Below are 25,593 nucleotides of genomic sequence, written 5' to 3'. Positions count from 1 at the left end.
CTTTCGCTGCGTATTGCAATTGGACCGGAAATTCAACATTAAAAACTGACTAACATGAAACCGTTTCATTCGATTTTTACTTTACTTATCACACTTTTACTTACGACGAATGCCTGTCAAAATATGGAGAAGAAGAATACGACTGAGTTTAATATTGACTTTGAAAAATATCAGCTGGATAACGGGCTGCAAGTGGTTTTGCACGAAGATCACTCCGACCCCATTGTTTCCGTGGCTATCCTCTTTCACGTGGGGTCCAACCGGGAAGTGCCTGGCAGGACCGGATTTGCGCACTTTTTCGAGCATATGCTCTTTCAGAATTCCGAGAACGTGGGCAAAGGAAATTTCTTTCGTAAAATAGAAGAGCTGGGAGGCACCCTCAATGGAGGCACCTGGCAGGATGGTACCATCTATTACGAGGTATTTCCCAAGGATGCGCTGGAAAAAGTCCTGTGGATGGAAAGCGATCGCATGGGTTACATGATCAATACGGTTACCGTACCGGTATTGGAAAATGAAAAGCAGGTCGTGAAAAACGAAAAACGCCAACGGGTGGACAATCAACCCTATGGGCACACCAGTTACGTGATCGACAAAGCGTTGTACCCGGAAGGCCATCCCTATAACTGGCAGGTGATCGGAAGCCTGGAAGATCTCGAAGCGGCGACTATTGATGATGTGAAAACATTTTATGGCACGTATTACGGTCCGAATAATGCCACGGTTGTCCTTGCAGGAGACATCACGCCGGATGAAATCAAGCCTTTGATTGAAAAATATTTCGGTGAGATCAAAGCAAAACCGGAAGTGCCGGCCATTAAGCCGCAGCCTGGGCAGGTCGCCGAAACCATCCGGCTGGTCCATGAAGACAATTTTGCCAATCTTCCTGAGCTGACCATGGTATTTCCATCTGTGGAGGACGGACATCCCGATTCCTATGCACTGGATTATCTCGGTGCCATCCTTTCCGATGGGAAACGGGCTCCCCTGTATAAGGAGATTGTCGAGGAGAAAAAACTGGCTCCCCGAGTTGCTGCCTACAACAGTACCGGAGAAATAGCCGGCAAGTTCATGATCCGCATCCGGGCTAATGAGAATACCGACCTGGACAGTGTCTATCAGGGGGTGATAAACGCGTTCCAGCAATTTGAGCAGAACGGCATCGATGACCGGGACATGGAGCGCATCAAAAATTCCCAGGAGATTGCCTTCTACGATGGCATTTCCAGCATTTTATCCAAGTCATTCCAATTGGCACAATTCAACACTTTCCGTGGAGACCCCGGGCTGCTCGAGCAGGAGATCCAGAAAATCCTCGGCGTCACCAAAGAGGATATCACCCGGGTCTATAACCAATACCTGAAGAATAAGCCCTTTATCGCGACCAGCTTCGTACCGAAAGGACAATTGGATCTGGCCCTGGCCAATTCCCAAACTGCTGAAGTAGTGGAAGAGCCGATCGTGGAAGGAGCGGAAAATGCACCGATGGCCGAGGATGAGGTAGCATTCGATAAGACACCATCCCAGATCGACCGCAGCGTAGAACCTGAATTGGGAGCCTCACCGGATTTTACCGTACCGAATATCTGGAATGAACAAATGCCCGATGGCCTGCTGGTTTATGGCATCGAAAATACTGAATTGCCTCTGGTTGAATTTAGCTTGCGGATCAAAGGAGGCATGTTGCTGGATGACCCGAATAAAATAGGCGTAGCTAACCTGATGACCGACATCATGATGGAAGGGACTCAGAATAAAACCCCGGAAGAATTACAGGATGCCATCGGATTGCTAGGTTCCAACATCAGCATGTACACCAATTCGGAATACATCGAATTATCTGGTAATTCGCTCACACGTAATTTCGACCAGACCATGGCCCTGGTGCAGGAAATCCTGCTGCAGCCTCGCTGGGATGCGAAGGAATTTGAACGGGTGAAGCAAAAGACCATCACCGATATCCAGCAGCGGGGTGCACAGCCCAATGCCATCGCGTCCAATGTATTCAACAAACTGATCTATGGACCTGACCACATCCTTTCCAATTCATCGCTTGGCACAGAAGCATCCGTAGCGTCGATCACGCTTGACGATCTCAAAAGCTTTTATGCCAGCTATTTTGCACCGAACATTTCTACAATGCATGTAGCTGGTTCCGTAACCCGGGATCAGGTAAAAAAAGCTCTGACAGGTCTGGTTGATAACTGGCATGAAAAAGAAGTGATCATACCTGAATATACGGCACAGACGGCGCCGGACCATCCAAGCCTTTATTTTGTAGATGTTCCCAATTCAAAACAATCGGTCGTATCCGTTGGAACACTGGCGATGAAAGCCAGCAATGATGATTATTTCATGGCCGACCTGGTCAATTACAAATTGGGAGGAAGCTTTAATAGTCAACTGAACATGACCCTGCGGGAGGAAAAAGGATATACCTATGGAGCGCGGTCTCAATTCACGCGCCGCCAAAACGAAGGAGCCTTTATCGCCAATAGCAGTGTCCGCAGTAACGTGACCAAGGAGTCAGTGGATATCTTTAAGGATATCATCGATAATTACGGACAAAACTTTTCCCAGGAGGACCTCGACAAAACCAAGCAGACGTATTCCAAGAGCAATGCGCGCGCTTTTGAAACCCTTGCTCAGAAGATGAATATGCTCGAGAACATCAGTACGTTCGATCTCCCGTCGGACTATGTGGTTCAGCAGCAGGAAAAAATGAAAGCACTTACCCTGCCGGAAGCACAGGGCTTGATTAAAAAATACATTGATCCGAACAAAATGGTGTATGTGATCATCGGAGATGGAGCCACCCAGATGGACCGGTTAAAAGCTTGCGGATTGGGTCAGCCCATTCAGCTGGACCGGGATGCCGTACCAGTGACTCAAGTCCTCAACTAAATGCCAGGATCAGGAAATTTAAAAAAAGGCGTGAATGCTTCTGGTAATCACGCCTTTTTTGTTTCCTCAGGAAATTGTTGCAAGGACCTCTAGCGTACGTTCGATATCACGGGGTACAGTATACATCGAGATGCCCATCCGGGTTACGCCGCCTCTTTCCAGCAAACCAAGTACCTCTGCTGCACGAATGGCATAGAAGTTTCCATCCCAGGCAAAAATCCCCTGTTCGCCCAGTTGTTTGCATACTTCATCTGCGGTTAGCCGGTGATGATAGAAGGATAGTGTAGGAGCTCTTAATGCAACATCCATATCCGGACCGACCACCGTAATCCCGGACAGATGGATCAGTCCTTCGTAAAGCTTGCGGGCAAGCTGGTATTCGTGAGCCCGGATACGCTGATAGGCCGTGTCAAGTCGATCCCGCAACGAATTACCGTCACCCCAGGAAGCCATCCAATGGATGGCACCCTGCACGCCAGCAATGGCAGCATGGTTGAGTGTTCCGGTCTCGATCCGATAAGGAGCTACCGGATCCTGGGTCCGCAGCCGGTCTGTGGGCAATTGACTGAGCAGACCAGGTTTAGCATACAGAATGCCAACATGCGGTCCGTAAAACTTATAGGCTGAACACAATAAAAAGTCACATCCCAGTGCCTGAACGTCAATCAGAAAGTGAGGTGCATAGTGTACGGCATCCACCAGCATCCACGCTCCGGACTGATACGTGGCCTGCCGGATAAGCGCCAGATCATTTACCGTCCCGGTAAAATTGGACGCTCCGCCGACACAGACCAGGCGTGTCCGCTCATTCAGCTTTTGGTGAAAATCATCGTAATCCAGGACGCCCTCCGGTTTAAGCCGGATTTCCCGGACGATAATTCCCTGATCCCGCAGGGTGAGCCACGGACCGCGATTGGCTTCATGATCCAGCTGGGTGATCAAAACTTCATCACCCGGCTTGAAGATCCTGCCGAATGCCCGTGCCAGAGCAAAAGCCAGCGTTGTCATATTCTGACCAAAAGAAATGCACCCCGATTCCGGGGCATTAAGGAAAGCTGCAGCGTCCTGCCTCGTCTGTTCCATCATGTCGTCCGTCTCATGCGCATTGGCAAATTGACCGTGGGTATTGGCGTTGGACTGGTGGTAATAGCGGACCATGGATTCAATGACCTGATCGGGAACCTGAGTTCCTGCCGGGCCATCCAGAAAGACCACGGGCTGGTTACCGACAGTCTGCTTCAGGGCGGTAAAATGTGTTCGTACTTCCTGCAACATGGTTATTTTATTTTTTCAAGTGTTTACCTCCGGTCCATCCTCCCCGCTGAAGGATGCGGTTACCGAGGTCTTCTGCCGGTATTTCCAGGGAGGTAGCCATGGAGTCATTCCAGCGATTGAGAAAGCCATATAAGCTGACGGCAGCGAGCATCTCGACGATTTGCTCTTCCGACCAATATTTTTTCACCAGGTCCATGATCTCAGCAGTTACGCCGTTGGGGACCTGACCGGTGGCAAAAGCAAAATCGAGTGCAGCCCTTTCAGCGGCCGTGTACAGTGGGTTGGTTTGATATTCCCAGATGGCAGCCACTTTTTCAGCCGGAATATCGTGTATCTGAGCAGCGATCAGTGAGTGTGCTTCACAATACTGACAGCCGGCTGCCCGGCTGGACAAATGGGCGAGCAACCGTTTAAAACCCGGATGTACCGTACCATTGGGGTCCATCACCGCCTCGGTTAAAACACCAAAACCCCGGACGATTTCCGGCTTTCGCTGCATGGTCAGGAGGCTATTGGGCACAAAGCCCAGGATACGCTCGAATATCGCAAAATCTTCGGCCAGGTCAGGCGTGTGATTCGCGGATAAAGGTTCTAGAAAGGCCATGGATTGGACGATTTGGTGCTTGATGTAAAGGTAGGAAAACTACCCAGTATAGCTTTAAAGACAGCCCGGAAGAAAGATCAGCTATTTTCCGGTATCGCCCGTTTTGTAAAGGAAATCCGGGGCAGAAAGCGTCCGGTATTCCTGATGTATGTAGCGTACCCAGGGTATTTACTTACAGAAATGGCTTCAGAAAAATCAGAGCTGCCCTTGAACAGCAAAAGCAATAGCAGGCATCCGGCAACAGACCAGTTGATCCATGGATTTCCGGCTGTGATACTGAAACCATAGATCAGGATCCAGATGGCTTGCTCTGCAGCATAATTTGGGTGCCGGACGATACGCCATAATCCAGTATCCAGAAATCCTTTACCTGTAATGGGCGTATGCTTTTTTGTCTGTTGGAAATTCCATTGTTGCTGATCGGCCAGCGTCTCCACAAAGAGAAAAGCAATGAACATTAAACTTAAGATCAAGTCTGAAATGGCAAGGGGTTGATGATCCGACGGAATTGCAGCGACGACAGGCAAGGTGAACAAGAGGATCAAACCCATTTGATAATAACAGATGAAAAATAAATTAAAAAGTGTCCAGACCAGGGGCTTTTGAAAGACGGGCTTGGCCCGGATTACAGCCCACCGGTAATCTTCCTCACCCTGCCATAACGGCCAGGTATATCCACCGCGGCGGAAGAAATTATAGGTCAGACGGATGCCCCATAAAGTGATCAGAACGGATATAAGGACCATCCGATCAGCCCATCCTGACCAGGAAGTTGCAAGCCATGCGTAAACAATGGGCATCAGACTCCACAATTTGTCAACCTGGCTGTAATTCCTGGTAATTTCACCGACCACAAAACAGATCCCCGCAATGACCAGGTAGACCCGTAACAACCGGGCCATGACTACCAGTTGCAATGAGGACAGATGGATGCCGGAATAGTAGATGATGACCGGTACAATGATCAGCGTAAAGACGAGAAGAAAGGCGGTACGGATCATGAAGACCTATTTTTTAAGTAAATGATCATTAAAAAATTGAGCACCGCGACGGTAAGCCTCCAGCCAGGAAGCATAGCGTAGAAATCCGTGCACTTCGTCCGGAAGGACCAGCACGTCGTAGGGTACGTGATGTGCGTCCAGTTTCCTCGCCAGGTCGATGCTCTGACCAAACATTACATTTCGGTCGTCATCTCCGTGGATAAGTAGTACCGGAGATCGCCAGGTACCCACCTCGCTGATGGGAGAGCTGTTATAAGCATCATCCATCAGGGCCTCATTGATGCCCCAGGCTCCACCGGGGGAGAAGTCCCTGGCCCGCCAGGCCCAGTCATGGACACCGTGCAAGTCGACTCCCGCCTTGAAGATGTCACTGTTCCTGGCCAATCCCATAGCGGTCAGATAACCACCGTAACTGCCTCCCCAGAGTCCGATCCGGGAGGCATCAACCTCAGGCAGTGCCTGCAGATAGTGTGCAGCTGCTACAATGTCCTGGTATTCGCTGGCTCCACGAGGTCCTTGTTGGGGCGCTCTGCGGAATAACCGGCCATAACCAATGCCGGAACGGTAGTTGACACTCATGACCACATAGCCTAGGCTGGCCAGGTATTGATTCATCGAGTAGGCATTGGCGTAATAGCTGCTGTAATGATATCCCAGTAACATTTGCCGGATAGGCCCTCCGTGCATGAAAATGATCGCCGCGCCATTGGGCTTGCCTTTCGGGCGGAATAATTGTCCATGCACCTGCCAGTTGTCCGGTGTTTGAAATACAACCTGCTCAGGAGTAACCAGCGCATCCGCCGGGAAGTCCGGCTCTGGCTGGACTGGAAAAATTTTCTTTTCCTGCCGTCCGTCCCAGAGGTATATGGCAGTAGGCATGGTGGCGCTTGATTTGCGGTAGGCCACCCATCCATTTGCAAGGGCTACCGGATCGGTTTCAATTTCATTGGTTACCAGGAATGGATCTATGGTCCCGGTCTGGATGTTGATGCGACTGAGGTCACGCAGATCGATGCTTCCGCAGTTGGAACTCACAACGATGAATTGGCTGTTCGGGCCGACCGATTGATGTTCGATCTCACAGGCACCGGGTATAAGCGCGGCCGGTACCCCACCATCAGCATTGATCCGGTATATCTTCATCCAGTTTTCATGTTCGGAATAGAACAGAATGACATTGCCGGAGGGCCAGAGGAGAGGATGACTGGGGTAATATTGAGCGAATCCACCATCATCAGCAGGAGATTGCCACAGCGTGACTGCCTGCTGACCGGAGAGACTGTATTTCATCACGGCAAAGGAGGTGCCACCCGTGAGATTGGTCAGTTCGCCCTGCTCTAACCCGGGTAAACGCAGGAAAGCAATTTGAGTGCCGTCAGGAGACCATACCGGCTCACCATCCCGGAATAAGGAGGGCGCGACCCAGTTGATAGCCGGATCCTGCGCAGAATTCAGATAGCCAATGAAACTGTGATCACCACGATTGCTGGCAAATAGGATTTTACCCGTTTTGGGATGGATGGACACATTGCTGAAAGAGCCCCGCATCTGGACCAGCAACTCTATTTTACCGGACACGGGGTCCAGCCGGGAAAGCCGCCCGCCCTGAGGGACAAGGAGGTACTGTCCGTCCGGTGACAGGACTGCGCCGGAATAGCTGCCGAGCGTTTTGACGGACCCTCCGGTAAGTGGGACCATCTTCAGTTCCCGGACGGGATATTGCGTATAGGATGCAGGGTTTGGAATTTCTCCCTGTCGATTCGAACCACCACCACAGACAAAGTAGACAGTCTGGTGATCGGGTGAAAACTGGATCTGACCAACCTCCTGGCCATCATCCTTACCGCTGGAATACAGCAGGTGCGGTAAAAAATCCGGACTTTCGGCAGCATATAATGTCCGGACTCCGGCTTTCTCCTCTACCCAGGCGATTGCTTTGCCATCAGGGCTGCCATCAAGGGCAGAACAATACGAAGCACTGAGCAGGGACTCCAGGCTAACCGGGTTCTGGGCAGTAAACGACAAACTTATCAGAAGCAGGCATGAAGAGAAAATAAAGCGATACATCCGTTTCGGTTTTTGCTGACAAAAAGTACGCATTTGCCCGAAATTTACAACAGGATAGCTGGTAAAAGCCAGATAGCTTGTGCCTACGTTCGTTTGCTAGATTTAGCAAGAGGATTGAAATCAAGTACGAGTTTTATCCAACGGGCCAGAGCCTCATCCTGATCAAAGCCGGCGGAGGTGACAAAAACATAACCTTTCATGGGCCGGCCGGTAAAATCCATGGGAAGGCAATGCGGGTCTTTAATGGCCCGCGCATAAGCTTCTTCACCGATCCGGGCCATTAACAGGTGATCACCGTATTTCTTATCCAGGTGGATACCACAACACATTTTATCATCGACCAGAAAACATAATCCGCCCATCATTTTCTTTTCGGTATACCGGGCACCCTGATCGTTGAAAGCCTGCCGGATCCGGTCAGCAATAAACTCATCGTAAGCCATAAATTATGCATTGACTGGTTTAAGGTACAAAAGCTGAGTAAATCAAGGAATAGGGCGGATTCAAGATGTATTCCGCGGTGCTTGTTTACCTATCCGGAAAATTCTAACTTTGCTCCGCTTCGGGCCCATAGCTCAGCCGGTTAGAGCATCTGACTCATAATCAGGGGGTCCCAGGTTCGAGCCCTGGTGGGCCCACTAGCTTGTAAAGGCGTTCAATGTATGATTGGACGCCTTTTTTCTTTGAGTTTTGCACAAATTGGTCTAATTATATTAGTTATAATTTCCTTATAAAGGCAAAATATTAGCATAAATAGTTGAATTCATATAATAATGTAGATGTATGTTCTACAAAACATCCTTATTCAGGAAAATGATGCTAAGCCAAACCATGGATACCGCTGAGCGGTACCAGAGACACCAGATTTACCAGGGGTACACAGTCAATTATTTGTATGTTTGGCGATAAGCAGTAAGTCATGATGGAGTCAGGTAGTACACCCATTAAAAACATCATCTTCGATCTGGGGAATGTCCTTTTCACCCTGGATTATCCCAGGTGGCAGCAGCAAATGGCAAACCTGTTGCATCCAAATGGAATGCAGGACATTTATCCTACCATACATAAGTTTGATACCGGCAAGATCAGCACATCCCTTTTCATCAACGGGGTGCTTTCTTTTTGCGACCATACCAAACAGGCTCTGGATGTGATCCGCGCCTGGAATTCCATGCTGGTGGGTATGCCCGAAGATAGCTTTCGCGTTCTGGACGAATTAAAACAATCCTACCGGTTGTTTCTGTACAGCAATAATAATGAGATCCATTACGATTGGTGTATGCGGCACTTTGAACGGGAACACGGCATTCCGGACTTCAACACGCGGTACTTTGAAGGTGCCTATTATTCGCAGGAAATTGGCTTTCTGAAGCCGGATACTGCCGGATACCAGTATATTCTGGACCAGCATCATTTGAGAGGATATGAAACCCTTTTTCTCGACGATAAGCCGGAAAATGTCGATGGTGCTATTCAGGCCGGCTTACAAAGCAAACTGATCGATCCGGAAATCTCCTTACGCCGGCAATTGATTCAGATGGGACTCAGGCTTCAGGCATTCTGATTCAGGTGAACGTCCATCTGTGGGAATGGTATGCTGACACCTTCCCGGTCAAAAGCCTTCTTGATGTTTTCCTGGAAGTAGAAATAAGTGTTCCAGTAATCGCTGCTACTGCACCACGGCCTGACGGCAAAATTAACGGAACTGTTACCCAAATCATGCACCAGAATATCCGTCTTGTGGTCGGACAACAGGTAAGGACATTTAGCATTGACCTGCTCGATCACGGAACGGGCCAGATCCAGATCGTCGCTGTAACCGATCCCGAACGTCATATCCACCCGGATTTTGCCGGGACCACTGATATTGATCATACTTCCGGAGGTGGCCACGGCATTTGGTATAATTACCTTACGGTTATCCGGGGTTAACAGCACGGTATTGAAGATCTGGATTGCCTGAACAACACCGGTATGCCCGTCCAGTGTGACCAGATCACCGGTACGGTAGGGTTTAAAGAACAGGATCAGCACGCCAGCAGCAAAATTTGCCAGACTGCCCTGTAAAGCCAACCCGATGGCCAATCCGGCTGCTCCCAGTACTGCAATAAATGAAGTGGTTTCTACCCCAACCATGCCCAAAACCGAGAAAATGAGCATGATCTTAAGCCCGATCGATATCAACGACTTAAGAAAACCCTGTAATGAGTCGTCGACATCCTGTTTGGCAAGCTGTTTTTCGGCCAGCAGGGTTATCCGGTTGATGATCCAGAATCCGATGATCAGGACCAGGATCGCAAGTACGACTTTCGGGGCATAATCCAGGATATATCCCTGGATGGTACTTAACCAATTCATTGATACATTAATTTTAAGGTTTTCAAATCAAATAAGTCCTAACCCAATCTATGATCGATCCGAAGAAAAAACAGCAAATTCTCCGGTATTGTGCCGGACAGGACCGTTCACATCTTGAAGTCAGGTTAAAACTTATCCAGTTAAAGATCTATGGTGCAGACCTGGAGTCTGTCCTGACAGAACTCATCCAGCAGGACTTCCTTAATGAGGAACGGTTTGCACGGAGCTTTGTTCGGGGAAAATTCCGGATGAAAGGCTGGGGCCGGGAAAAGATTGCCCGTGAACTGGCCCGTCATGAACTGTCAGACTACATTATGCGTAGAGCATGGCAGGAGATCGATGAGGAAGAATACCGGACGTCAGCGCAGGATCAGGCCACTAAAATAGCCCAACCTTTCATTTCCTCCCGATTACCGGCACCCCAGATCAGGAAAAAAGTCTATGATGCACTGCGTCGCCGGGGATTTGAACACGACATCGTCTGGAACGCTGTTGAAACGCTGGAAATTGAGGAATAAGGAACAAAAGTCCGAATTCCGGAACATGGGCAATTTGAGATACAAAATTCATCCTAACAGTAGGATGAACGTCTAAGATTATAGCAATCAACGGTAAATATCTAATACAAAATCTTAAATAAGAGATGATTTATCTAAAATAACATCATTATTTAGAAAAAATATTCAATCAAATCTCAAATCTCAAATCTCAAATCTCAAATCTCAAATTTATAGATAGGTATACTCCAAAAAGGGATGCTTATCCGGATAGTCGGTGGTGAAGTGCAGGCCGCGGCTTTCCCGCCGCATACTTGCCGAGCGGGTGACCAGGTACCCGATGGTGATCAGGTTGCGCAGTTCACAGAGTTGTGGTGACAAAACGGAGGTATTGTAAAGCATTTCAGTTTCCCTGAATAACAAGTCCAGACGATCCATGGCCCGTTTACACCGCACGTTGCTGCGGACGATACCGACATAAGAACTCATGATCTCCTTCAGCTCTTTCCAGCTCTGGGTGATGAGAACCATTTCATTCGGTGCCGTGGTTCCTTCGGCGTTCCACTCCGGAATTTCCGTCTGGAGGGCTGTATCATCGATGTTTTGCGCGATGTCCTGGGCGATACGATCACCAAACACCAATCCCTCCAGAAGCGAGTTTGAAGCCAGGCGGTTGGCCCCATGTAATCCGGAGCAGGTGCACTCACCGGCCGCATAGAGATGATCCAGCGATGTTTTGCCGATGGTATCGATCAGGATGCCTCCGCAGAAATAGTGGCAGGCCGGCACCACGGGTATCATTTGCTTCATCGGGTCGATGCCAATACTTTTACATTTTTCGTAGATGGTCGGAAAATGGTTGATGAATGCTTCTTTATCCAGGTGAGTGCAGTCCAGGCAGACGTAATCGTCCCCGCGTACCTTCATTTCATTGTCAATGGCCCGTGCGACAATATCCCGGGGTGCCAGGGATTTTCTCGGGTCATACCGCTGCATAAACTCCTTGCCGTCTTTGGTTTTCAGGATAGCACCGAAACCTCTTACTGCTTCTGAGACCAGAAAGTCCGGGTTTTCACCGGCCGGGTTGAACAGAGCGGTCGGATGAAACTGGACAAATTCCATATTGGCGATGCGGCCTTTAGCCCGGTACATCATGGCAATGCCGTCACCGGAAGCAATGGTTGGGTTCGTTGTATTGCGATAGATCTGTCCGGCGCCGCCGGTACATAACACCGTCTTTTTAGCGATGAAAGTCTCAATATGGTGGCTTTTCTTGTTAAGGGCGTAAACGCCGTAACAGGATATATTGGGCGTAGCCCGGGTAATGTTGTATCCCAGGTGGTGCTGTGTCAGCAAGTTGATGGCAAAGAAGTGCTCATGAATGACGATGTTCGGTAAGGTAGCCGCTTTCTCTAGCAACGCCCGCTGGATCTCCCATCCGGTCAGGTCCTTATAGTGCAGGATCCGGTTTTCGGTATGCCCGCCTTCGCGACCCAGATCGTAGTCATTTTCCTGGTTTTTATCGAAGCGGGTACCCCATCCAATAATCTCCTTGACACGCTCAGGCCCTTCAGTCACCACGATTTCTACTACACTCAGATCACACAATCCATCACCGGCATCCAGCGTATCCGCGATGTGTTTTTCATAGGTATCCTTTTCGAAATCCCACACTGCAGCTACCCCACCCTGGGCATATCGGGTGTTGCTTTCGTTATCGTCCGTTTTGGTGAGTACCTGAATGTTCAGATCTGGGCGCAACATTGCAAGCTTGATTGCCACGCTCAACCCGGCAACGCCGGAACCTAAAATAAGTACATCGGATGTGTGTGTCATGACGGATAAAGTGCTTTCGTGGTGTGAATTTGGTTACCTTCCGGTTTCTTAAGTTTGGCCTGTAATGCAGTGGAAAGGTAATGAAAATTGCAGTTAATACCCGGCTTCTCCTGGACAATAAACTGGAAGGTATCGGCTGGCATACCTACGAGATCCTGCGCCGCATGGTAGCCTCCCATCAGGAAGATTCGTTCTATTTTTTCTTTGACAGACCCTGCCACCGCAAGTTTTTATTTGGCCCCAATGTACATCCCGTGGTCCTTGCTCCTCCCGCCCGGCACCCGGTATTGTTTTTCATCTGGTTTGAATGGTCCGTCTGCCGGGCATTGGACAGGATCAAACCGGATGTTTTTTATTCAACCGATGGCTTTTTGTCTTTGCGGACGCAAATACCTACTCTGTTGACCATACATGACCTCGCTTACCTTCACTTTCCGGAGCACATACCATTTCTGATGCGTACCTATTACCAGCTGATGATGCCCAGATACATCCGGCGGGCGAATCACCTGATAACCGTGTCCGAATATTCCAAAAAAGACCTGACTACGCAATTTGGGTTGCCTGCAGATCAGGTTACTGTTGCCTACAATGGATGCAGGCCGGTATTTCATTCCGCAGATCCCTCCCAAAACCAGGCTATCCGGGACCAGGTGTCGGATGGTAAGCCCTATTTCTTATATGTCGGGTCCATGCATCCCCGCAAAAATATTGAACGCTTTCTGGATGCTTTCCGACTCTTCAAGGAAAAGGATACCCGGGATATTCATCTTGTCCTTGCCGGACGTATGGCATGGAATGCTGCCTCGATTAAAACGAAGCTGGAACAGCATCCCTTCCGGGGATACATTCATCTTACCGGGATGATACCGGATGAACGGATGGCAGCATTGTTCCGGGGAGCAATTGCGTTGGTTTATCCATCCCTGTTGGAAGGTTTCGGAATGCCAGTCCTGGAAGCCTTGTCCTGCCATACCCTTCCGGTTATCTCCGGCACGTCATCTTTACCTGAAGTAGGCGGTGATGCTGCGGTCTACGTTGATCCATTACTGACAACATCGATCTGCGATGGCATGGTCCGGGCTGTGGATCACAATCCGGAGGATTTAACTTGGATTAATAAGGTTGATAAACAGGTAGCAAAATTTAGCTGGGATAGGTCTGCTGCTTTGATTTATCAGGAATTACTTAATTTAAGTGGACGGTAATTCAGAATGATTATGATCCGATATGGTTTGGTATTGCTGCTTACACTGATCACACTGGCTGGTTATTCGCAAAATTACATTTACGACCGCATAACCGACACAACGGTTAAGGCCATGACCATCCAAACCGATTTCCGTAAACTGATCAAAGATAAGTCCAAGGAGATCTATCAGAACGGTCAGTTGATCCTGGAGATGGATAATGGTACAGATACCTTTGATATTGAACTGCGAGCACGGGGTAATTCGCGACAGTCCATTTGTTATTATCCTCCCATTAAGTTAAAATTCTCAAAAAAAACACTCCATATTCCAGAACCGAACACGGTAAAGCTGGTGAACTGTTGCCGAAACACCGATGATTATGAGGCGTTGCTGTGGAAAGAATACCTCATCTATGGTCTTTACCGGACACTGACGGATATCTCCTTCCGCACCCAGATGGTACCTATCACGTATGTGGACATCACCAAACCCAAAGCAACCTATACCCGCATGGGCTTTCTGATCGAACCAGAGGAAGAACTTGCCGCCAATTTGCACGGACAGATGTATGAACCCAAAATAACCCTGAATAAGATCATGGATTCTACCTTGCTAAGTGTCATCACCGTGTTTCAGTATGTGATTGGAAATACCGATTGGGCAATCGGAAATCAACACAACATGAGCATTATTCGCACGGAAAACCAACTGCCTTATCCAGTTCCTTACGATTTTGATTATTCCGGACTAGTCAATGCTTCATATGCTGTACCACATGAAAGTTTACCCATTAAAAAAGTGACGGAACGGTACAATCGCAGCTATTGCCTGAGTGAAGGTCAGGTCCGGGATGCCAGGGAAATTCTACTGGCCAAAGAAAACACCATGTATGATGAAATCGATGCTTGCCCGGGATTGGGAGAACGCGATAAAAAGCAGATGAGGCTTTATCTGGAAGATGGCTTTGATTTGATCCGTGATGAGCGCCGGTCCAATCAGATATTTACGAAGGACTGCATGGCCTGGCCGAAAAATTAGGTCAGGGATTAGCTGCCGAGAACTTGCCTAGGAAGCAACGGGTTTTGACCGGCTTCGCTGCCACAGAAGAATTGCTCCGATAACTCCCAATGCAAAAACCAGCGTCGAGATGATCTCAGCCTGGCTGGCTTCCATACCGAGTACATGCATGGTTTCATTGACACGGATTTTTTCAATGAAAAAGCGCTCGATGCCATTCAGGATACAGTAGATAAAAAAGATCATACCCGGAATTGATATCCGTTTTCTCAATAACCAAAGTATCCCGAAGATAATCAGGGATGCGATGACCTCGTAGAGGGGTGTAGGAAATACCGGAGTCGCCAGATGATGACAATAGTGACCGATGCAACCATCAATGGGAATGCCATCATTCAGCACATTGCGGGGATAATCGTAAGCCCAGGCCCAATCTGGCAGAAAAAACCAGCCTGGCTTGGCAGCCGTATTGGCGATGCCCCAGTCACCGTCTCCGGCAAACTGGCAGCCCAGACGTCCGACTGCATAACCCATGATCATCGCCGGCGCTGCAGCGTCCATGACCCGGATGACTGGTAATCCACGCTTACGCACATACCAGAACACTACCGTGAAAGCAACGATCAAACCACCATAGATAGCTAATCCAGCTCCGGAAAACAGCTGCCCCAGGGGATCTTGGATAAAGTGTGAAAAGGAATTGGGGCCTTCAAAAAGTGCAAAAACTTTCGCTCCGATGATCCCGCTGACCGCTGCCGTGATCGCGATATCTCCAACCATGTCATGCGGATAGATCTTGACGGTTTTGCGCTCAGGCTTGGGCAGCGCTCGCCGGTTGACATCCCAGTAGCGGTAAGCAGCGAAAGCGATGGCCAGCAGTATACCGGCACCCCAGTTTCCTTTGCCTGAAAAGATCAGTGATGCTACATCACCCTCCACTTCCCGGTAATGCTGAAAGAGGTAGATCAGTTTGTACCCGAGGACGAATCCCAGTACGCCATTCCAGATAATGTCCCCGGTCTGTGGTTTTTCACCGACAACAATCTCGCGTGTTTGAAAATGCAGGATACCTGCTTTTTCCATCCGGCTGAATTCAAGGTACAGGACATAGCCGGCGGCCAGGAATGCCAGGGCCAGGAAGAATCCAAACGTGTTGATGACCGAAAGAAAATTATCCGGTTCGGTCCCAAATAAATCATGGAAAAAGTAAGACAGATTCGGGTACATAATCGCGATTCAGATTCAAAAATACACATTGGTGCGGTAATTGACCGTTAATTCATAAACAACAACGTGATGCCACGGGGATATTGGCAGTGGTTATGCAGTGTTGCCTTGCTGACAGTTTGTCGCCTTTCCGGACAGAGTGGAGTCAACCTGAAATTGGCTCTGAATACCTATGCCTACGATAATAACCGTGCAGGGGACTACACCGGCTATCAATTGGGACTGGATGCGATCCTGGACGACCATACCTTTATCCTGATGCCGGGTGTCCATTATCAGGTCACCTCGCTGGAGGCTCAAAATCACAATTGGCAGCTAAATGTAAAAACGCCCTCTATCCATGGGCTGAAATGTAATTTCTATCTGGGTGAGCGGATTATCCGGGGTGAGTGGTTTAAATGGAAGGTATACGGGGGTGGCGGCGCCTGGTTTCCGCTTTCTACTGACCCAAACAGTCTGGGACTAAACGAAGACGATCTCCGGGACGTCAGTTTCTCCCTGGAAGGCGGTACCGGCATTGAATTCAGGTTTTTCACCCTGGATGTGCTTTATGTACATGGCACCGATGACGTTTTCCGGACCATTGATCGGTCCAAACGGCGTGCCTGGACGCTATCGGCCGGATTCTTTTTTTAGACCGGGCGGGCATCAACACGGTATATTGACCGGGTGTTCGTTACTTTGTATCGATTTTCCATGCGATGAGCGAACCGAAAAAGGATAAACAGTTTATTCATAAGCCCTATTTCGCGGGTGGTATGAAGGCGATGTCAGACTTTATCCGGAAGCAACTCAAATACCCGGCGGAAGCGGCAGAACACCTGATTCAGGGCACCGTCCAATTGCGCTACACCATCGATTACCAGGGAAATGTCACCGATGTCAGGGTGATCAAACATTTGGGTTTCGGATGTGACGAAGAAGCAGAACGGGTTGTCCGCCTGCTAAAATTTGAGGTGAAGAAACCACGTCATCTCCGGGTTGAATTTCACAAGACCATTAATATTCACTTCCATCCACCAAAGGTGGTCAAGACCAAGCCGGCCTATTTGTATCAATATTCAGAATCGCCAAAAGCGGACAACCCTGCGCCGGCTACCGGCGGTTATTCGTACACCATTACCTTTGACGAGCCCAAATAAAAAGAGCCACAGGAATACCTGCAGCTCTTTTATCCGGTCTAATGCCTGATAAGGCGATTATTTTCTGCTCAGGAATTTCATTCCGATGTTGGCCAGGTCATCCATGATCGATCCGTCGCCATCCTGGTCCAGGAAGCGGTTGATCAGGCTGGCATGTTGATTTTGCTGTGTTTCCGTCTGAACGGTATTCCGCAACAGGTTGGTCAGGTCACCCACACCCAATCCTTGCTGATTGCGGGCTTTTCCCAGTGCACCCATCACCAGCGGGGCTAACATGGTCAGTAGTGAACCTGCTTTCGATTTATCCATCCCACTCATCTTGGTGATCATATCCACCACATTGGATTGGTTATTTCCCAGCACATGGCTCAGAATGCCAGATCCGTTTAACATGGCTGTATTGGTTGGTTGCCTGCTGCCGGTAAGAAATCCGGCCAGGTCGTCCATGATGCTGCCATCATGATCACGGTCCAGGGCAGATACCAGCGAATTGGCTCCTGACGGCGTCGCGGCATTGCGGGCAATAGCCGAGGTGATTGCCGAAAGTGCACTGTGTGCAGCAACCTGTGTCTGGTTGACATCGTTGTCACCTATTTGTTTGGAAATGGTCTGTAGGAGGCCTTCTGGAAGATTGCCTTGTAGTAAATCGGTAATATTCATTACGCTATGATTTTAAGAAGTTCTTTGAAATAATTCCTTTTATAAGACGGTTAGTTGTTCCAAATGTAACGCTTTATCAAGTGGATTGCCGGAATTAATTGCCTCCTCCATTTTCATATAAAGACAAGTCTTAATACAAACTGGTACGGTATTTGGATACATTACGAAATATTGTAATGTGTAAACAAATAATTAATAACCAGTCAAATCTCTAAAAACAGTTTAATATGAAATCACGGCTTGTTTTTATGCTAAGTTTGAGCCTAATGTACCAAGTTGCCCAAGCAAGCAGAGAGGAGCGTGTAATGTATATTGAACGCTACAAATCGATTGCGATACAAGAGATGAATCGAACGGGTATCCCTGCCAGTGTGAAAATGGCTCAGGCTATTTTGGAATCAAGGGCAGGTACCAGTGTGCTGGCCAAAACCTCAAACAACCATTTTGGGATCAAATGTGGAAGCAATTGGGATGGCAAAACCGTTTACCGCAAAGACGATGATTACCATCGCGGCAAACTGATCCAATCCTGCTTCCGGGCTTACAACACTCCGGAGGAGTCCTTTATGGCTCATTCCGATTTTTTGGTGTCCCAGCCCCGGTATTCCTTTTTATTCAAATTGAAATCCGGGGATTACAAAGGATGGGCGTATGGTTTGAAGAAGGCAGGCTATGCCTCGGATCCCAGTTATCCGCAGCGGCTGATCGATATCATCGAGACATTCAATCTGCAGGCGCTGGACCGGGTTTTACGAACCGAAGATCCGGAACAATGGTTGATGCTTGCCGATGAAATTTCGCTTGAATCGTTTGCTACCGGGCGGTACATCAACGATGCCAAGGTGTATTACACCTCCCTCGATGAGCGGGTCAGTGATGTATCTGAAAGTACCGGTATCTCGATAAACCGGATCCTGAAGTACAACGAAGGCATCACCAACTCGGATCAGAAATTGTCTCCCAATACCATCGTGTATTTACAACCCAAACGGAAAAGTTACCGTGGGAAGAAAAAATATCACGTGGTCCAGGAAGGTGAGACCATGCTGGAGATCTCTCAGCGCTACGGTGTTAAACTCGATGCCCTGTACGAACGTAACCACATGCAGAAGAATACAGAACCGGCAAAAGGAGCAAAGATCTTTCTGCGCAACAAGCCGGATAAACAATACCAGCCTAAACTGAGGTCTATGGTCGAACTCATACCTGTACAACAAGAGTTGCCAAATACCAATCCCAAGCCGGAAGGCCTAAACTGGGAAGCACCGGCCGAGCCGGAATTGGTCCCGACCATCGAGACACATCCCGAAAGGCAGTTGTCTGAGCAACAGGAGGTCGTACATTATACGGTCAAGTCCGGAGATACCCTTTACGGTTTGTCCAGAAGATTTGGCGTCAGTATTGATCGGATAAAAGAAATGAATAAACTGGATGGTACGCAAATCCATATAGGACAAGTACTCCAGGTCAAATTGTAGGCACAATGGATGAATAGGCGGTAGAAGATGTTAACCTTGGTCGGTTATCCTTGCTTTTACCGCTTTTTTTATTCCTGCATTGTAAATTTGATACCATGCGGTACACGTTTTTAATCTCCGTTCTGTTAATATTTTGTGGCCAGGTTGCCATAAGCCAGGGAGCAGTTTACACGGTAAAAGGCGGGCTCACCGCCGGATTTCAGAAATGGTCCGGGTTTGGGGGCAATTCCGCTCTTTTTGGCTTTCACGGTGATGTCCAGAGCGAAACTTACGAGGAAGATTCTCCTTTTTCACTGTACATCCAGGCCGGATTTCACCAGCGGGGCAGTACTTTGCGCCGGCAGCGGGTGTTGACGGTAAGCGGGGACCATTATCAATTGCCGACCAATTTGTTCATTTTTAACAATGCTTCCGTTCAGGTAGGCGCCAAACAGCGCTTTTACGACGGTGGTTGGTTTAAAGCCTATTACGGCTTAGGGATTAGAGGTGAATACACCATCTCGACCAATCTCTCCCAATACGAATACATCAATCAGTTTTATCCCATCTATCCTCTCGACGGCTTCACGCTACACTGGAATTACGGGGTAAGCTTGCTGGGAGGCATGGAAATTCCTTTCAGCGACCTGATTGAAGGCGTCCTTGAATTTGGCTTTCATCCGGATTTAAGCCGGCAATATTATCAACCGGCACTATCCAATGTGGTTGATCCCTATAATCCCGGTTCTTTGATTTCCCTGCAGGAGCGCCGCGTCAAGAATATATCCTTTGAGCTCAGCCTGGGCTTGCGCTTCATCCATAAGGTGGTTTATATTGACTGATGGAAAAAGTTAATGAGTTAATAGGCGGATGAGTTAATAAGTAATTTGCTGTCCAAAACACCTTTACATCCTCAACATTATACACTTACTGCAATCTCCTGGCCTTTTGTCGCTGGAACTGCTTTCATGTCTGCCAGAAAAGCATCCAGTTGTTTATAGCTCACATGAGGCATGCAGATGACGTGTGAATTCCCGTTGTCCGTGGCCAATTGCCACTTATCCCGGATAGCCTTGCCGGGAGCCGGAAAAACAACGGTGATGGCGCCTTCATTTTTCCAGGCCTGGATACCCATCAGGCGCAATTGGGTCAGGAGGTACGTTGCCATTCGCTGACTGTGTTTCAGGCGTTGCTGCATACCGGCCTCTCCGAGCTGGCTCAGCGTGTACCAGAGGAAGAGCGGTGCATGCCCATTGCGGGATCCGGAAATGGTGGTATCCAGGTTGTTGATGTATGATATGGAGCGGGCAATGCGGTCGCGGTGTTGTTTTTTGGTAAGGACCACGCCGCAAGGGAATGGGCTGCCGATGAATTTATGTCCGCTGATGGCGATGCTGTCAACCCCGTCCGCAAAGTCAAATGCAGGTTTCGGATCCAGCCAGGCCGCATAAGCACCGGCGAGGGCGCCATCGACATGAATGTAAAAGTGATGGATTGCCAGTTTACGCAGGATCTCCCGGATGCGGTTCAGGTCGTCAATGGCTTCCATCATGGTGGTGCCCACATTGATCAGCATGATGACCGGTTGCTGGCGGTTAAGCAGGATGGTCTGATACAAATCGTCGTAATCGATCTCTCCGTTCTCCTGGCTCCGGATGGCAATGCTGGGCATGTTTAACAGATGGATGTTTTTTTGCACCGAATAATGCGTGGCTTCCGAGTAATATACCATACCCTTTGGATACAGCTCGCGTGCCAGGTACAAACCATAAAGATTACTTTCCGAGCCTCCGTTGGTCACATAACCCCAGTATTGATTCGGCTCTGCACGGAATACACGGGCATAAAAGTCGAGCACTTCGCGTTCCATGGCATGCGTCTCAAGGTGATAGGCGCCCTCCAGGAATGGATCGCCGATATTATTGATGGCCACCTCCAGAAATGGTGCCAAGGCACTGTAATCAAAATCCCGGGATACCGGATAGCCAATCGAGTTCTTTGATTCACTATGAAGCCTGCGCAACAGGTTATTCAGCATCGCATCCATGATCGTTTATTTTTTCGGTTATTTCAATGTTATCTAGTAATTATAACCACAAATATTGTGCATTTGTTAGTGATGCTACTATACATGTACAAACAAGCAGAAAAAATAACTATTTTAGCAGTGCCAATTGAAGGCCAGCCGTAAAGTTTGCCTTGCCGTATTCAGTTCACCGAAAAAATTTCTAGACTATGGACGCCACCGATCAACGAATCCTACAGCTTCTTCAGGAAAATGCGAAATGGACCAGCAAGGAGCTTGCCAGCCGCGTTGGATTGAGCATCACGCCAACGTATGAGCGGATCCGCAAACTGGAACAGCAGGGGATCATCAAAGGGTATGTCGCGCTGCTGGACCCGGATAAAGTCGGCTTGCCGCTGATGGCGTATTGCCATGTCTCCTTAAAAGAACATGTCCGTGATTTACTGGATGCTTTCCGGGAATCGATTATGCAGTACCCGGAAATCGTGGAGTGCCACCATGTAGCCGGTAATTACGATTTTTTACTTAAGGTCATGGTCAAGGACATGCACCACTACCAGGACTTCATCGTCAACAAACTGGCTTCGTCCGTTATGATCTCCCAGGTCCATACCTCCTTTGTGATCAATACGCTGAAACAAACCACGGCATTACCGGTGGATCTGGATTGAGATGGAATCATGGTTGTATAGGAACATGGTTTTGTGGAATTATGGTTTTATGGCCACCCGGATTTTTGGAGCCAATGAGTTTCGGTCATCACCTATTAACCTATCCCCTTATTAACCCATTAACTATTAAGGAGGTATGCGGAATGTGGTATGTGGTTCGAGGTATGGGGAATATGGTTCGAGGTGTGTGGTACGAGAGTTTCGGTCATCACTTATTAACCTATCCCCTCATTAACCCATTAACCGTTGAGGAGGTATGCGGTATTCGGCTTATTAACCTATCCCCTCATTAACCCATTAACTATTGAGGAGGTATGCGATTTCGGTCATCACCTATTCACATATCCCCTCATTAACCCATTAACCATTGAGTAGGTATGCGATTTCGGTCATCACCTATAAACATATCCCCTTATTAACCCATTAACTAATAAAAGGAAGCCCCCAGTCCTGTCGTCCTGGAGGCTCTTTATATCGTTGAGACAAATTCTTATGGAATCCCGTTTAGTTCGGTACCGTTGAGGTTTGGAAGGGACTCAATAAATTTTGCATTTCCTGCATAAAGTTCGGGTCGTTCAGCTTGGGTGCTTCGGCCATGATCTGGCTTACCGTAAGCATGCTGTACTGCTTTTCCTGATCAAAGCTGGGCATATCCTCTTCCGCCAATGAATTGTAGAAGTCCAGATAATCAGCCGTCTCCTGCGCCAATAGTCTCATTTGTTTTTTGGCATCCTCCATCCGGTTGTCGCGGATCAGCGCCTTGATCATTTCCAGCGTGAAGTTGGTACCAGTGATCCCATAGATCTCAGACCCTTTGTATGGGAAGTTCATGAATGGGAAGGCCTCGAAGAACTTGGCAGCAATGTCCGCAGCCCGTTTGGTATCTCCCTCTTTGGTAAACTGCTCCATGGTACGCATCATCACATAGCGCGTCACGGTTGTAGTCGGGGTAAAGCTTCCGTCGACATACTGCTTGTACTTATCAAAATTGCCCCATTTGAACTTATTCATAATGTTGTCATAGACGACATCGTCGTGGATTTCGCCGACGCCATAGATGTTCAGGCGCGATACACTGCCGGTATTGACAGGTACCAGACGTGCAGCCACACCGTCGACATACATGTTGTTTTGTAAGCCAAGGAGTTTATCCAGCTGTGCCGTCATGGCAAAATAGATCGGACGGTCCTTTACGTTGCTGGCAATGATATCGGTAACGGCCAGCTCATCTTTCAGGATGTACTGCCGGGTTCCAAAATTGATTTCAAACTGTGATATCATCCGGGAGGAATCTTTCTGGTCCACCCATCCGCTGGCCAGCGCCTGCTCTTTATTGATCGGCAGATACAAGCGTGGTGATGGCAACGTCGATGGCACCTGGCCATAGCCTGACATGGTTTTCGGATGCGACTCACCGACATATTTCAGGGCAGCAACCATATCCATTGGCTGACCTTTATCGATAAATACCTGGTTGCGGGCATCACCGACATAGGCTTCGGCAGGAATGGTGAACTTAACCGGTGCGGATTCATTGATCCGGCGGCGCATCTGGTTGATGTACCAGTCTACGGCGATAAGACTCAGGTTGATCACCCGTACGTCCGGCCGTATGTTCTCGACTTCCTGACAATACCATAACGGATAGGTGTCGTTGTCACCAAAGGTGAAGATGATGGCGTTCGGTGCGACAGAATTGAGGAAGTTAGCTCCGTAGTCCCGTGCTCCCGCCAGGTGGATCCGGCTGTGGTCGTTGTAATTCTGGAATCCCATGATCACCGGTGCAGTCAAAACCAGTACCCCCGCGATTGCCGCAGGTGCCAGTTTGTCCCCCATGCGCTTGGACAGGATATTGTAAAGTTCCAGGACACCCATACCCACCCAGATGGCAAAAGTGAGGAATGACCCGATCAATACGTAGTCACGCTCACGGGGTTCATTGGGTGGTTGGTTGGAATAGACAATGATCCCGATACCAGTAATCAGGAACAGGAAGAAGAGTGTCCAGAATTCCCGGTTATTGTGTCGTAAATGGAATAACAGCCCCAGGATACCGAAAAGCAATGGCAGCATGTAATAGCTGTTACGCGAAGGATCATTTTTCATCGTATCCGGCAACTTGTCCTCATTGTAGAGGAGCGCTTCGTCGATGGGTTTGATCCCGGTAGCCCAGTGTCCGGTGCGCAGATCCCAGGGCATGTATCCCTGGGCCCGGTTTTGGGTACCGCTGAAATTCCAGAGGAAATAGCGCCAGTACATCCACCAGACCTGGTAATTGAAGAAAAATTTGATGTTGTCGATGAACGAGGGTGGTGTTTCCTTATTCATCCACATTTTATACAGCTGCTTCCTCGCCGCATCGTTAAAGCCCATACGAGGGAAGAACATCTCATCCGATGCTTTGTAAACCGGCTGAAATCGTTGCTCGACCACGGCGTATTTGCCATCCACTTCATCGTATTTATCCGAGCGGTCATACCGGATCGGCCGGGCGTCGTAGTAGGGACCCTTCAGAAGCGGTCGCTCACCGTACTGCTCCCGGTTCAGATAGGAGATCAGACGGAAAGCATTATTGGGCTCGTTCATGTTGATGGGCGGATTGGCCAATGCACGGATAATTACCACACCAAACACAGAGAAGGCGATAACCGCTAATGTCAAAGCCGTAAAAAGTTGTTGCAGCAATACATACTGACGCTGCGTAGCCCAGCGAATGCTGAAATATGCGCCAGCGCCCAGGAGCAGGACGAGCGGAATTATACCGCTGTTGATGGGTAATCCAAACCCATTGACGAAGAGCAATTCAATCCAACTCCACAGCGTAGGTATCCCTACGATAATGACTTTCTGGATGACGAACATCCCGACGAGGCCGGCGAGAATGGCCAGAAATCCTCCCCACAATGAATGCTCTTTGTATTTTTTGAAGTAATACAGCAATCCCATGGCCGGCATGATCAACAAGCTCAACAGGTGAACGCCGATGCTCAGACCGATGGAGTATAAAGCAAAGACCAACCAGCGGTCGTATTGGGTTTCATTAGGCAATGAATACCATTTTACGGTCGACCATAAGGTCATACAAGTGAAGAAGGTCGATAAGGCGTAAACCTCACCTTCCACCGCGGAAAACCAAATGGAGGAAGCAAATGCAGTAGTAAGTCCACCAACGATGCCGGCAAATCCCAGGGCGACACTCTGTCCGAAACTGGGCTCATCATCCTTACCTACCAGGGCCAGTTTTCCAAGGATAATCGTGGTCCAGCCCACGAACATGGCCCCGAATGCCGTGGCAAGACCCGACATCAGGTTGACCGCAAAGGCAATCCGTGAAGGATCCGCAGAGAGGATATCACCAACCCAGGCAAACAACCTTCCGATGAGAATAAACAGCGGAGCACCGGGTGGGTGAACAACTTGTAATTTATAGGCACCCAGGACAAATTCACCGCAGTCCCACAAACTTCCCGAGCGTTCAGCGGAGAAGAAGTATACCAAAGCGGCAACAGCAAAAACAATCCATCCGGCTGTTGTCGAAATCTTTTTATAAGACCACATGTAAATCAAAATTTTATTAATAGGGATTTTTAGTAATATCTTATTGATCCCAAAGACGTACAAAAGTAACAAAATATGGTAATTGGGAGCCTGCTACCGA

Annotated in this window: 21 protein-coding genes and 1 tRNA gene; 11 read left to right on the top strand and 11 right to left on the bottom strand. The window is 48.7% G+C overall.

The features are described 5' to 3' along the window. Window positions 1–54: 54 nt before the first annotated feature. Complete coding sequence (locus H6570_20105) at window positions 55–2,904, top strand: insulinase family protein (GenBank protein ID MCB9321593.1); 2,850 nt, start codon at window positions 55–57, stop codon at window positions 2,902–2,904. 66 nt (window positions 2,905–2,970) lie between these two features. Here H6570_20105 and H6570_20100 read toward each other — a convergent pair whose 3' ends face one another. The 5 genes from H6570_20100 to H6570_20080 all read right to left on the bottom strand — a co-directional run bounded on the left by H6570_20100 (window position 2,971) and on the right by H6570_20080 (window position 8,294). Then, window positions 2,971–4,179 carry a cysteine desulfurase-like protein gene (locus H6570_20100; protein MCB9321592.1) on the bottom strand — a complete coding sequence of 403 codons (1,209 nt, stop codon included), beginning with the start codon at window positions 4,177–4,179 and terminating at the stop codon, window positions 2,971–2,973. A gap of 7 nt (window positions 4,180–4,186) precedes the next feature. After that, a complete protein-coding gene (locus H6570_20095; protein ID MCB9321591.1) occupies window positions 4,187–4,783 on the bottom strand; it encodes a carboxymuconolactone decarboxylase family protein in 597 nt (198 codons plus the stop codon). A gap of 77 nt (window positions 4,784–4,860) precedes the next feature. Further along, a complete protein-coding gene (locus tag H6570_20090; protein MCB9321590.1) occupies window positions 4,861–5,784 on the bottom strand; it encodes a DUF1295 domain-containing protein in 924 nt (307 codons plus the stop codon). Window positions 5,785–5,790: 6 nt separating this feature from the next. Next, window positions 5,791–7,851, bottom strand: coding sequence for a S9 family peptidase (locus tag H6570_20085; protein MCB9321589.1), 2,061 nt, complete (start codon window positions 7,849–7,851; stop codon window positions 5,791–5,793). An 83-nt stretch (window positions 7,852–7,934) separates the two neighbouring features. Continuing rightward, window positions 7,935–8,294, bottom strand: a complete 360-nt coding sequence (locus H6570_20080) for a TfoX/Sxy family protein (GenBank protein MCB9321588.1) — start codon at window positions 8,292–8,294, stop codon at window positions 7,935–7,937. Between the two features lie 121 nt (window positions 8,295–8,415). Between H6570_20080 and H6570_20075 the strand changes: the two genes are divergently transcribed. Both H6570_20075 and H6570_20070 read left to right on the top strand, forming a co-directional pair. Beyond that, window positions 8,416–8,489, top strand: a tRNA-Ile gene (locus H6570_20075). A gap of 281 nt (window positions 8,490–8,770) precedes the next feature. Further along, on the top strand, window positions 8,771–9,415 hold the full coding sequence (locus H6570_20070) for an HAD family phosphatase (protein MCB9321587.1): 645 nt from the start codon (window positions 8,771–8,773) through the stop codon (window positions 9,413–9,415). Here the strand turns inward: H6570_20070 and H6570_20065 are convergent. After that, on the bottom strand, window positions 9,403–10,209 hold the full coding sequence (locus H6570_20065) for a mechanosensitive ion channel (GenBank protein MCB9321586.1): 807 nt from the start codon (window positions 10,207–10,209) through the stop codon (window positions 9,403–9,405). The two genes, H6570_20070 and H6570_20065, sit on opposite strands and share 13 nt — an antisense overlap. 50 nt (window positions 10,210–10,259) lie before the next feature. Here H6570_20065 and H6570_20060 point away from each other — a divergent pair, with 50 nt between their 5' ends. Then, a complete protein-coding gene (locus tag H6570_20060; GenBank protein ID MCB9321585.1) occupies window positions 10,260–10,727 on the top strand; it encodes a regulatory protein RecX in 468 nt (155 codons plus the stop codon). Between the two features lie 210 nt (window positions 10,728–10,937). On the opposite strand, the gene nadB is transcribed toward H6570_20060, so the two are convergent. Continuing rightward, complete coding sequence (nadB, locus tag H6570_20055) at window positions 10,938–12,542, bottom strand: L-aspartate oxidase (GenBank protein ID MCB9321584.1); 1,605 nt, start codon at window positions 12,540–12,542, stop codon at window positions 10,938–10,940. Window positions 12,543–12,622: 80 nt separating this feature from the next. Here nadB and H6570_20050 point away from each other — a divergent pair, with 80 nt between their 5' ends. Beyond that, the gene (locus tag H6570_20050; GenBank protein MCB9321583.1) at window positions 12,623–13,750 is read left to right on the top strand and encodes a glycosyltransferase family 4 protein; all 1,128 of its coding nucleotides are present in this window, start codon (window positions 12,623–12,625) and stop codon (window positions 13,748–13,750) included. Between the two features lie 12 nt (window positions 13,751–13,762). Then, a complete protein-coding gene (locus tag H6570_20045) occupies window positions 13,763–14,773 on the top strand; it encodes a hypothetical protein (protein ID MCB9321582.1) in 1,011 nt (336 codons plus the stop codon). Window positions 14,774–14,800: 27 nt separating this feature from the next. Here the strand turns inward: H6570_20045 and H6570_20040 are convergent, their stop codons facing one another. Continuing rightward, the gene (locus H6570_20040; protein ID MCB9321581.1) at window positions 14,801–15,979 is read right to left on the bottom strand and encodes a prolipoprotein diacylglyceryl transferase; all 1,179 of its coding nucleotides are present in this window, start codon (window positions 15,977–15,979) and stop codon (window positions 14,801–14,803) included. A gap of 69 nt (window positions 15,980–16,048) precedes the next feature. Here H6570_20040 and H6570_20035 point away from each other — a divergent pair, with 69 nt between their 5' ends. Together H6570_20035 and H6570_20030 are read left to right on the top strand one after the other, a co-directional pair. After that, on the top strand, window positions 16,049–16,615 hold the full coding sequence (locus tag H6570_20035) for a hypothetical protein (protein ID MCB9321580.1): 567 nt from the start codon (window positions 16,049–16,051) through the stop codon (window positions 16,613–16,615). Between the two features lie 65 nt (window positions 16,616–16,680). Further along, on the top strand, window positions 16,681–17,121 hold the full coding sequence (locus tag H6570_20030; protein ID MCB9321579.1) for an energy transducer TonB: 441 nt from the start codon (window positions 16,681–16,683) through the stop codon (window positions 17,119–17,121). A 57-nt stretch (window positions 17,122–17,178) separates the two neighbouring features. On the opposite strand, the gene H6570_20025 is transcribed toward H6570_20030, so the two are convergent. Next, entirely contained in the window at window positions 17,179–17,781 is a 603-nt protein-coding gene (locus tag H6570_20025) for a DUF937 domain-containing protein (GenBank protein MCB9321578.1), read from the bottom strand. Window positions 17,782–18,047: 266 nt separating this feature from the next. On the opposite strand from H6570_20025, the gene H6570_20020 reads away from it, so the two are divergent. Further along, the gene (locus H6570_20020; protein MCB9321577.1) at window positions 18,048–19,259 is read left to right on the top strand and encodes a LysM peptidoglycan-binding domain-containing protein; all 1,212 of its coding nucleotides are present in this window, start codon (window positions 18,048–18,050) and stop codon (window positions 19,257–19,259) included. Window positions 19,260–19,354: 95 nt separating this feature from the next. Next, complete coding sequence (locus H6570_20015; GenBank protein ID MCB9321576.1) at window positions 19,355–20,080, top strand: hypothetical protein; 726 nt, start codon at window positions 19,355–19,357, stop codon at window positions 20,078–20,080. A gap of 77 nt (window positions 20,081–20,157) precedes the next feature. On the opposite strand, the gene H6570_20010 is transcribed toward H6570_20015, so the two are convergent. Beyond that, the gene (locus H6570_20010) at window positions 20,158–21,285 is read right to left on the bottom strand and encodes a histidine decarboxylase (protein MCB9321575.1); all 1,128 of its coding nucleotides are present in this window, start codon (window positions 21,283–21,285) and stop codon (window positions 20,158–20,160) included. Window positions 21,286–21,473: 188 nt separating this feature from the next. Here H6570_20010 and H6570_20005 point away from each other — a divergent pair, with 188 nt between their 5' ends. Continuing rightward, window positions 21,474–21,935, top strand: a complete 462-nt coding sequence (locus tag H6570_20005) for an Lrp/AsnC family transcriptional regulator (GenBank protein MCB9321574.1) — start codon at window positions 21,474–21,476, stop codon at window positions 21,933–21,935. Between the two features lie 504 nt (window positions 21,936–22,439). On the opposite strand, the gene H6570_20000 is transcribed toward H6570_20005, so the two are convergent. After that, complete coding sequence (locus tag H6570_20000) at window positions 22,440–25,493, bottom strand: DUF2723 domain-containing protein (GenBank protein MCB9321573.1); 3,054 nt, start codon at window positions 25,491–25,493, stop codon at window positions 22,440–22,442. Window positions 25,494–25,593: the final 100 nt, after the last annotated feature.

Source organism: Lewinellaceae bacterium (assembly GCA_020636135.1).
Taxonomy (GTDB): Bacteria; Bacteroidota; Bacteroidia; order Chitinophagales; family Saprospiraceae; genus JAGQXC01.
This window is presented reverse-complemented; position numbering and strand designations above follow the sequence as displayed.

Coding starts and splice junctions, on each gene's coding strand:
- H6570_20000 (MCB9321573.1), bottom strand. CDS start 25,493: ATGTGGTCTTATAAAAAGATTTCGACAACAGCCGGATGGATTGTTTTT.
- H6570_20045 (MCB9321582.1), top strand. CDS start 13,763: ATGATCCGATATGGTTTGGTATTGCTGCTTACACTGATCACACTGGCT.
- nadB (MCB9321584.1), bottom strand. CDS start 12,542: ATGACACACACATCCGATGTACTTATTTTAGGTTCCGGCGTTGCCGGG.
- H6570_20030 (MCB9321579.1), top strand. CDS start 16,681: ATGAGCGAACCGAAAAAGGATAAACAGTTTATTCATAAGCCCTATTTC.
- H6570_20040 (MCB9321581.1), bottom strand. CDS start 15,979: ATGTACCCGAATCTGTCTTACTTTTTCCATGATTTATTTGGGACCGAA.
- H6570_20005 (MCB9321574.1), top strand. CDS start 21,474: ATGGACGCCACCGATCAACGAATCCTACAGCTTCTTCAGGAAAATGCG.
- H6570_20035 (MCB9321580.1), top strand. CDS start 16,049: ATGCCACGGGGATATTGGCAGTGGTTATGCAGTGTTGCCTTGCTGACA.
- H6570_20080 (MCB9321588.1), bottom strand. CDS start 8,294: ATGGCTTACGATGAGTTTATTGCTGACCGGATCCGGCAGGCTTTCAAC.
- H6570_20020 (MCB9321577.1), top strand. CDS start 18,048: ATGTACCAAGTTGCCCAAGCAAGCAGAGAGGAGCGTGTAATGTATATT.
- H6570_20025 (MCB9321578.1), bottom strand. CDS start 17,781: ATGAATATTACCGATTTACTACAAGGCAATCTTCCAGAAGGCCTCCTA.
- H6570_20050 (MCB9321583.1), top strand. CDS start 12,623: ATGAAAATTGCAGTTAATACCCGGCTTCTCCTGGACAATAAACTGGAA.
- H6570_20085 (MCB9321589.1), bottom strand. CDS start 7,851: ATGTATCGCTTTATTTTCTCTTCATGCCTGCTTCTGATAAGTTTGTCG.
- H6570_20090 (MCB9321590.1), bottom strand. CDS start 5,784: ATGATCCGTACCGCCTTTCTTCTCGTCTTTACGCTGATCATTGTACCG.
- H6570_20015 (MCB9321576.1), top strand. CDS start 19,355: ATGCGGTACACGTTTTTAATCTCCGTTCTGTTAATATTTTGTGGCCAG.
- H6570_20065 (MCB9321586.1), bottom strand. CDS start 10,209: ATGAATTGGTTAAGTACCATCCAGGGATATATCCTGGATTATGCCCCG.
- H6570_20060 (MCB9321585.1), top strand. CDS start 10,260: ATGATCGATCCGAAGAAAAAACAGCAAATTCTCCGGTATTGTGCCGGA.
- H6570_20010 (MCB9321575.1), bottom strand. CDS start 21,285: ATGGATGCGATGCTGAATAACCTGTTGCGCAGGCTTCATAGTGAATCA.
- H6570_20100 (MCB9321592.1), bottom strand. CDS start 4,179: ATGTTGCAGGAAGTACGAACACATTTTACCGCCCTGAAGCAGACTGTC.
- H6570_20070 (MCB9321587.1), top strand. CDS start 8,771: ATGATGGAGTCAGGTAGTACACCCATTAAAAACATCATCTTCGATCTG.
- H6570_20105 (MCB9321593.1), top strand. CDS start 55: ATGAAACCGTTTCATTCGATTTTTACTTTACTTATCACACTTTTACTT.
- H6570_20095 (MCB9321591.1), bottom strand. CDS start 4,783: ATGGCCTTTCTAGAACCTTTATCCGCGAATCACACGCCTGACCTGGCC.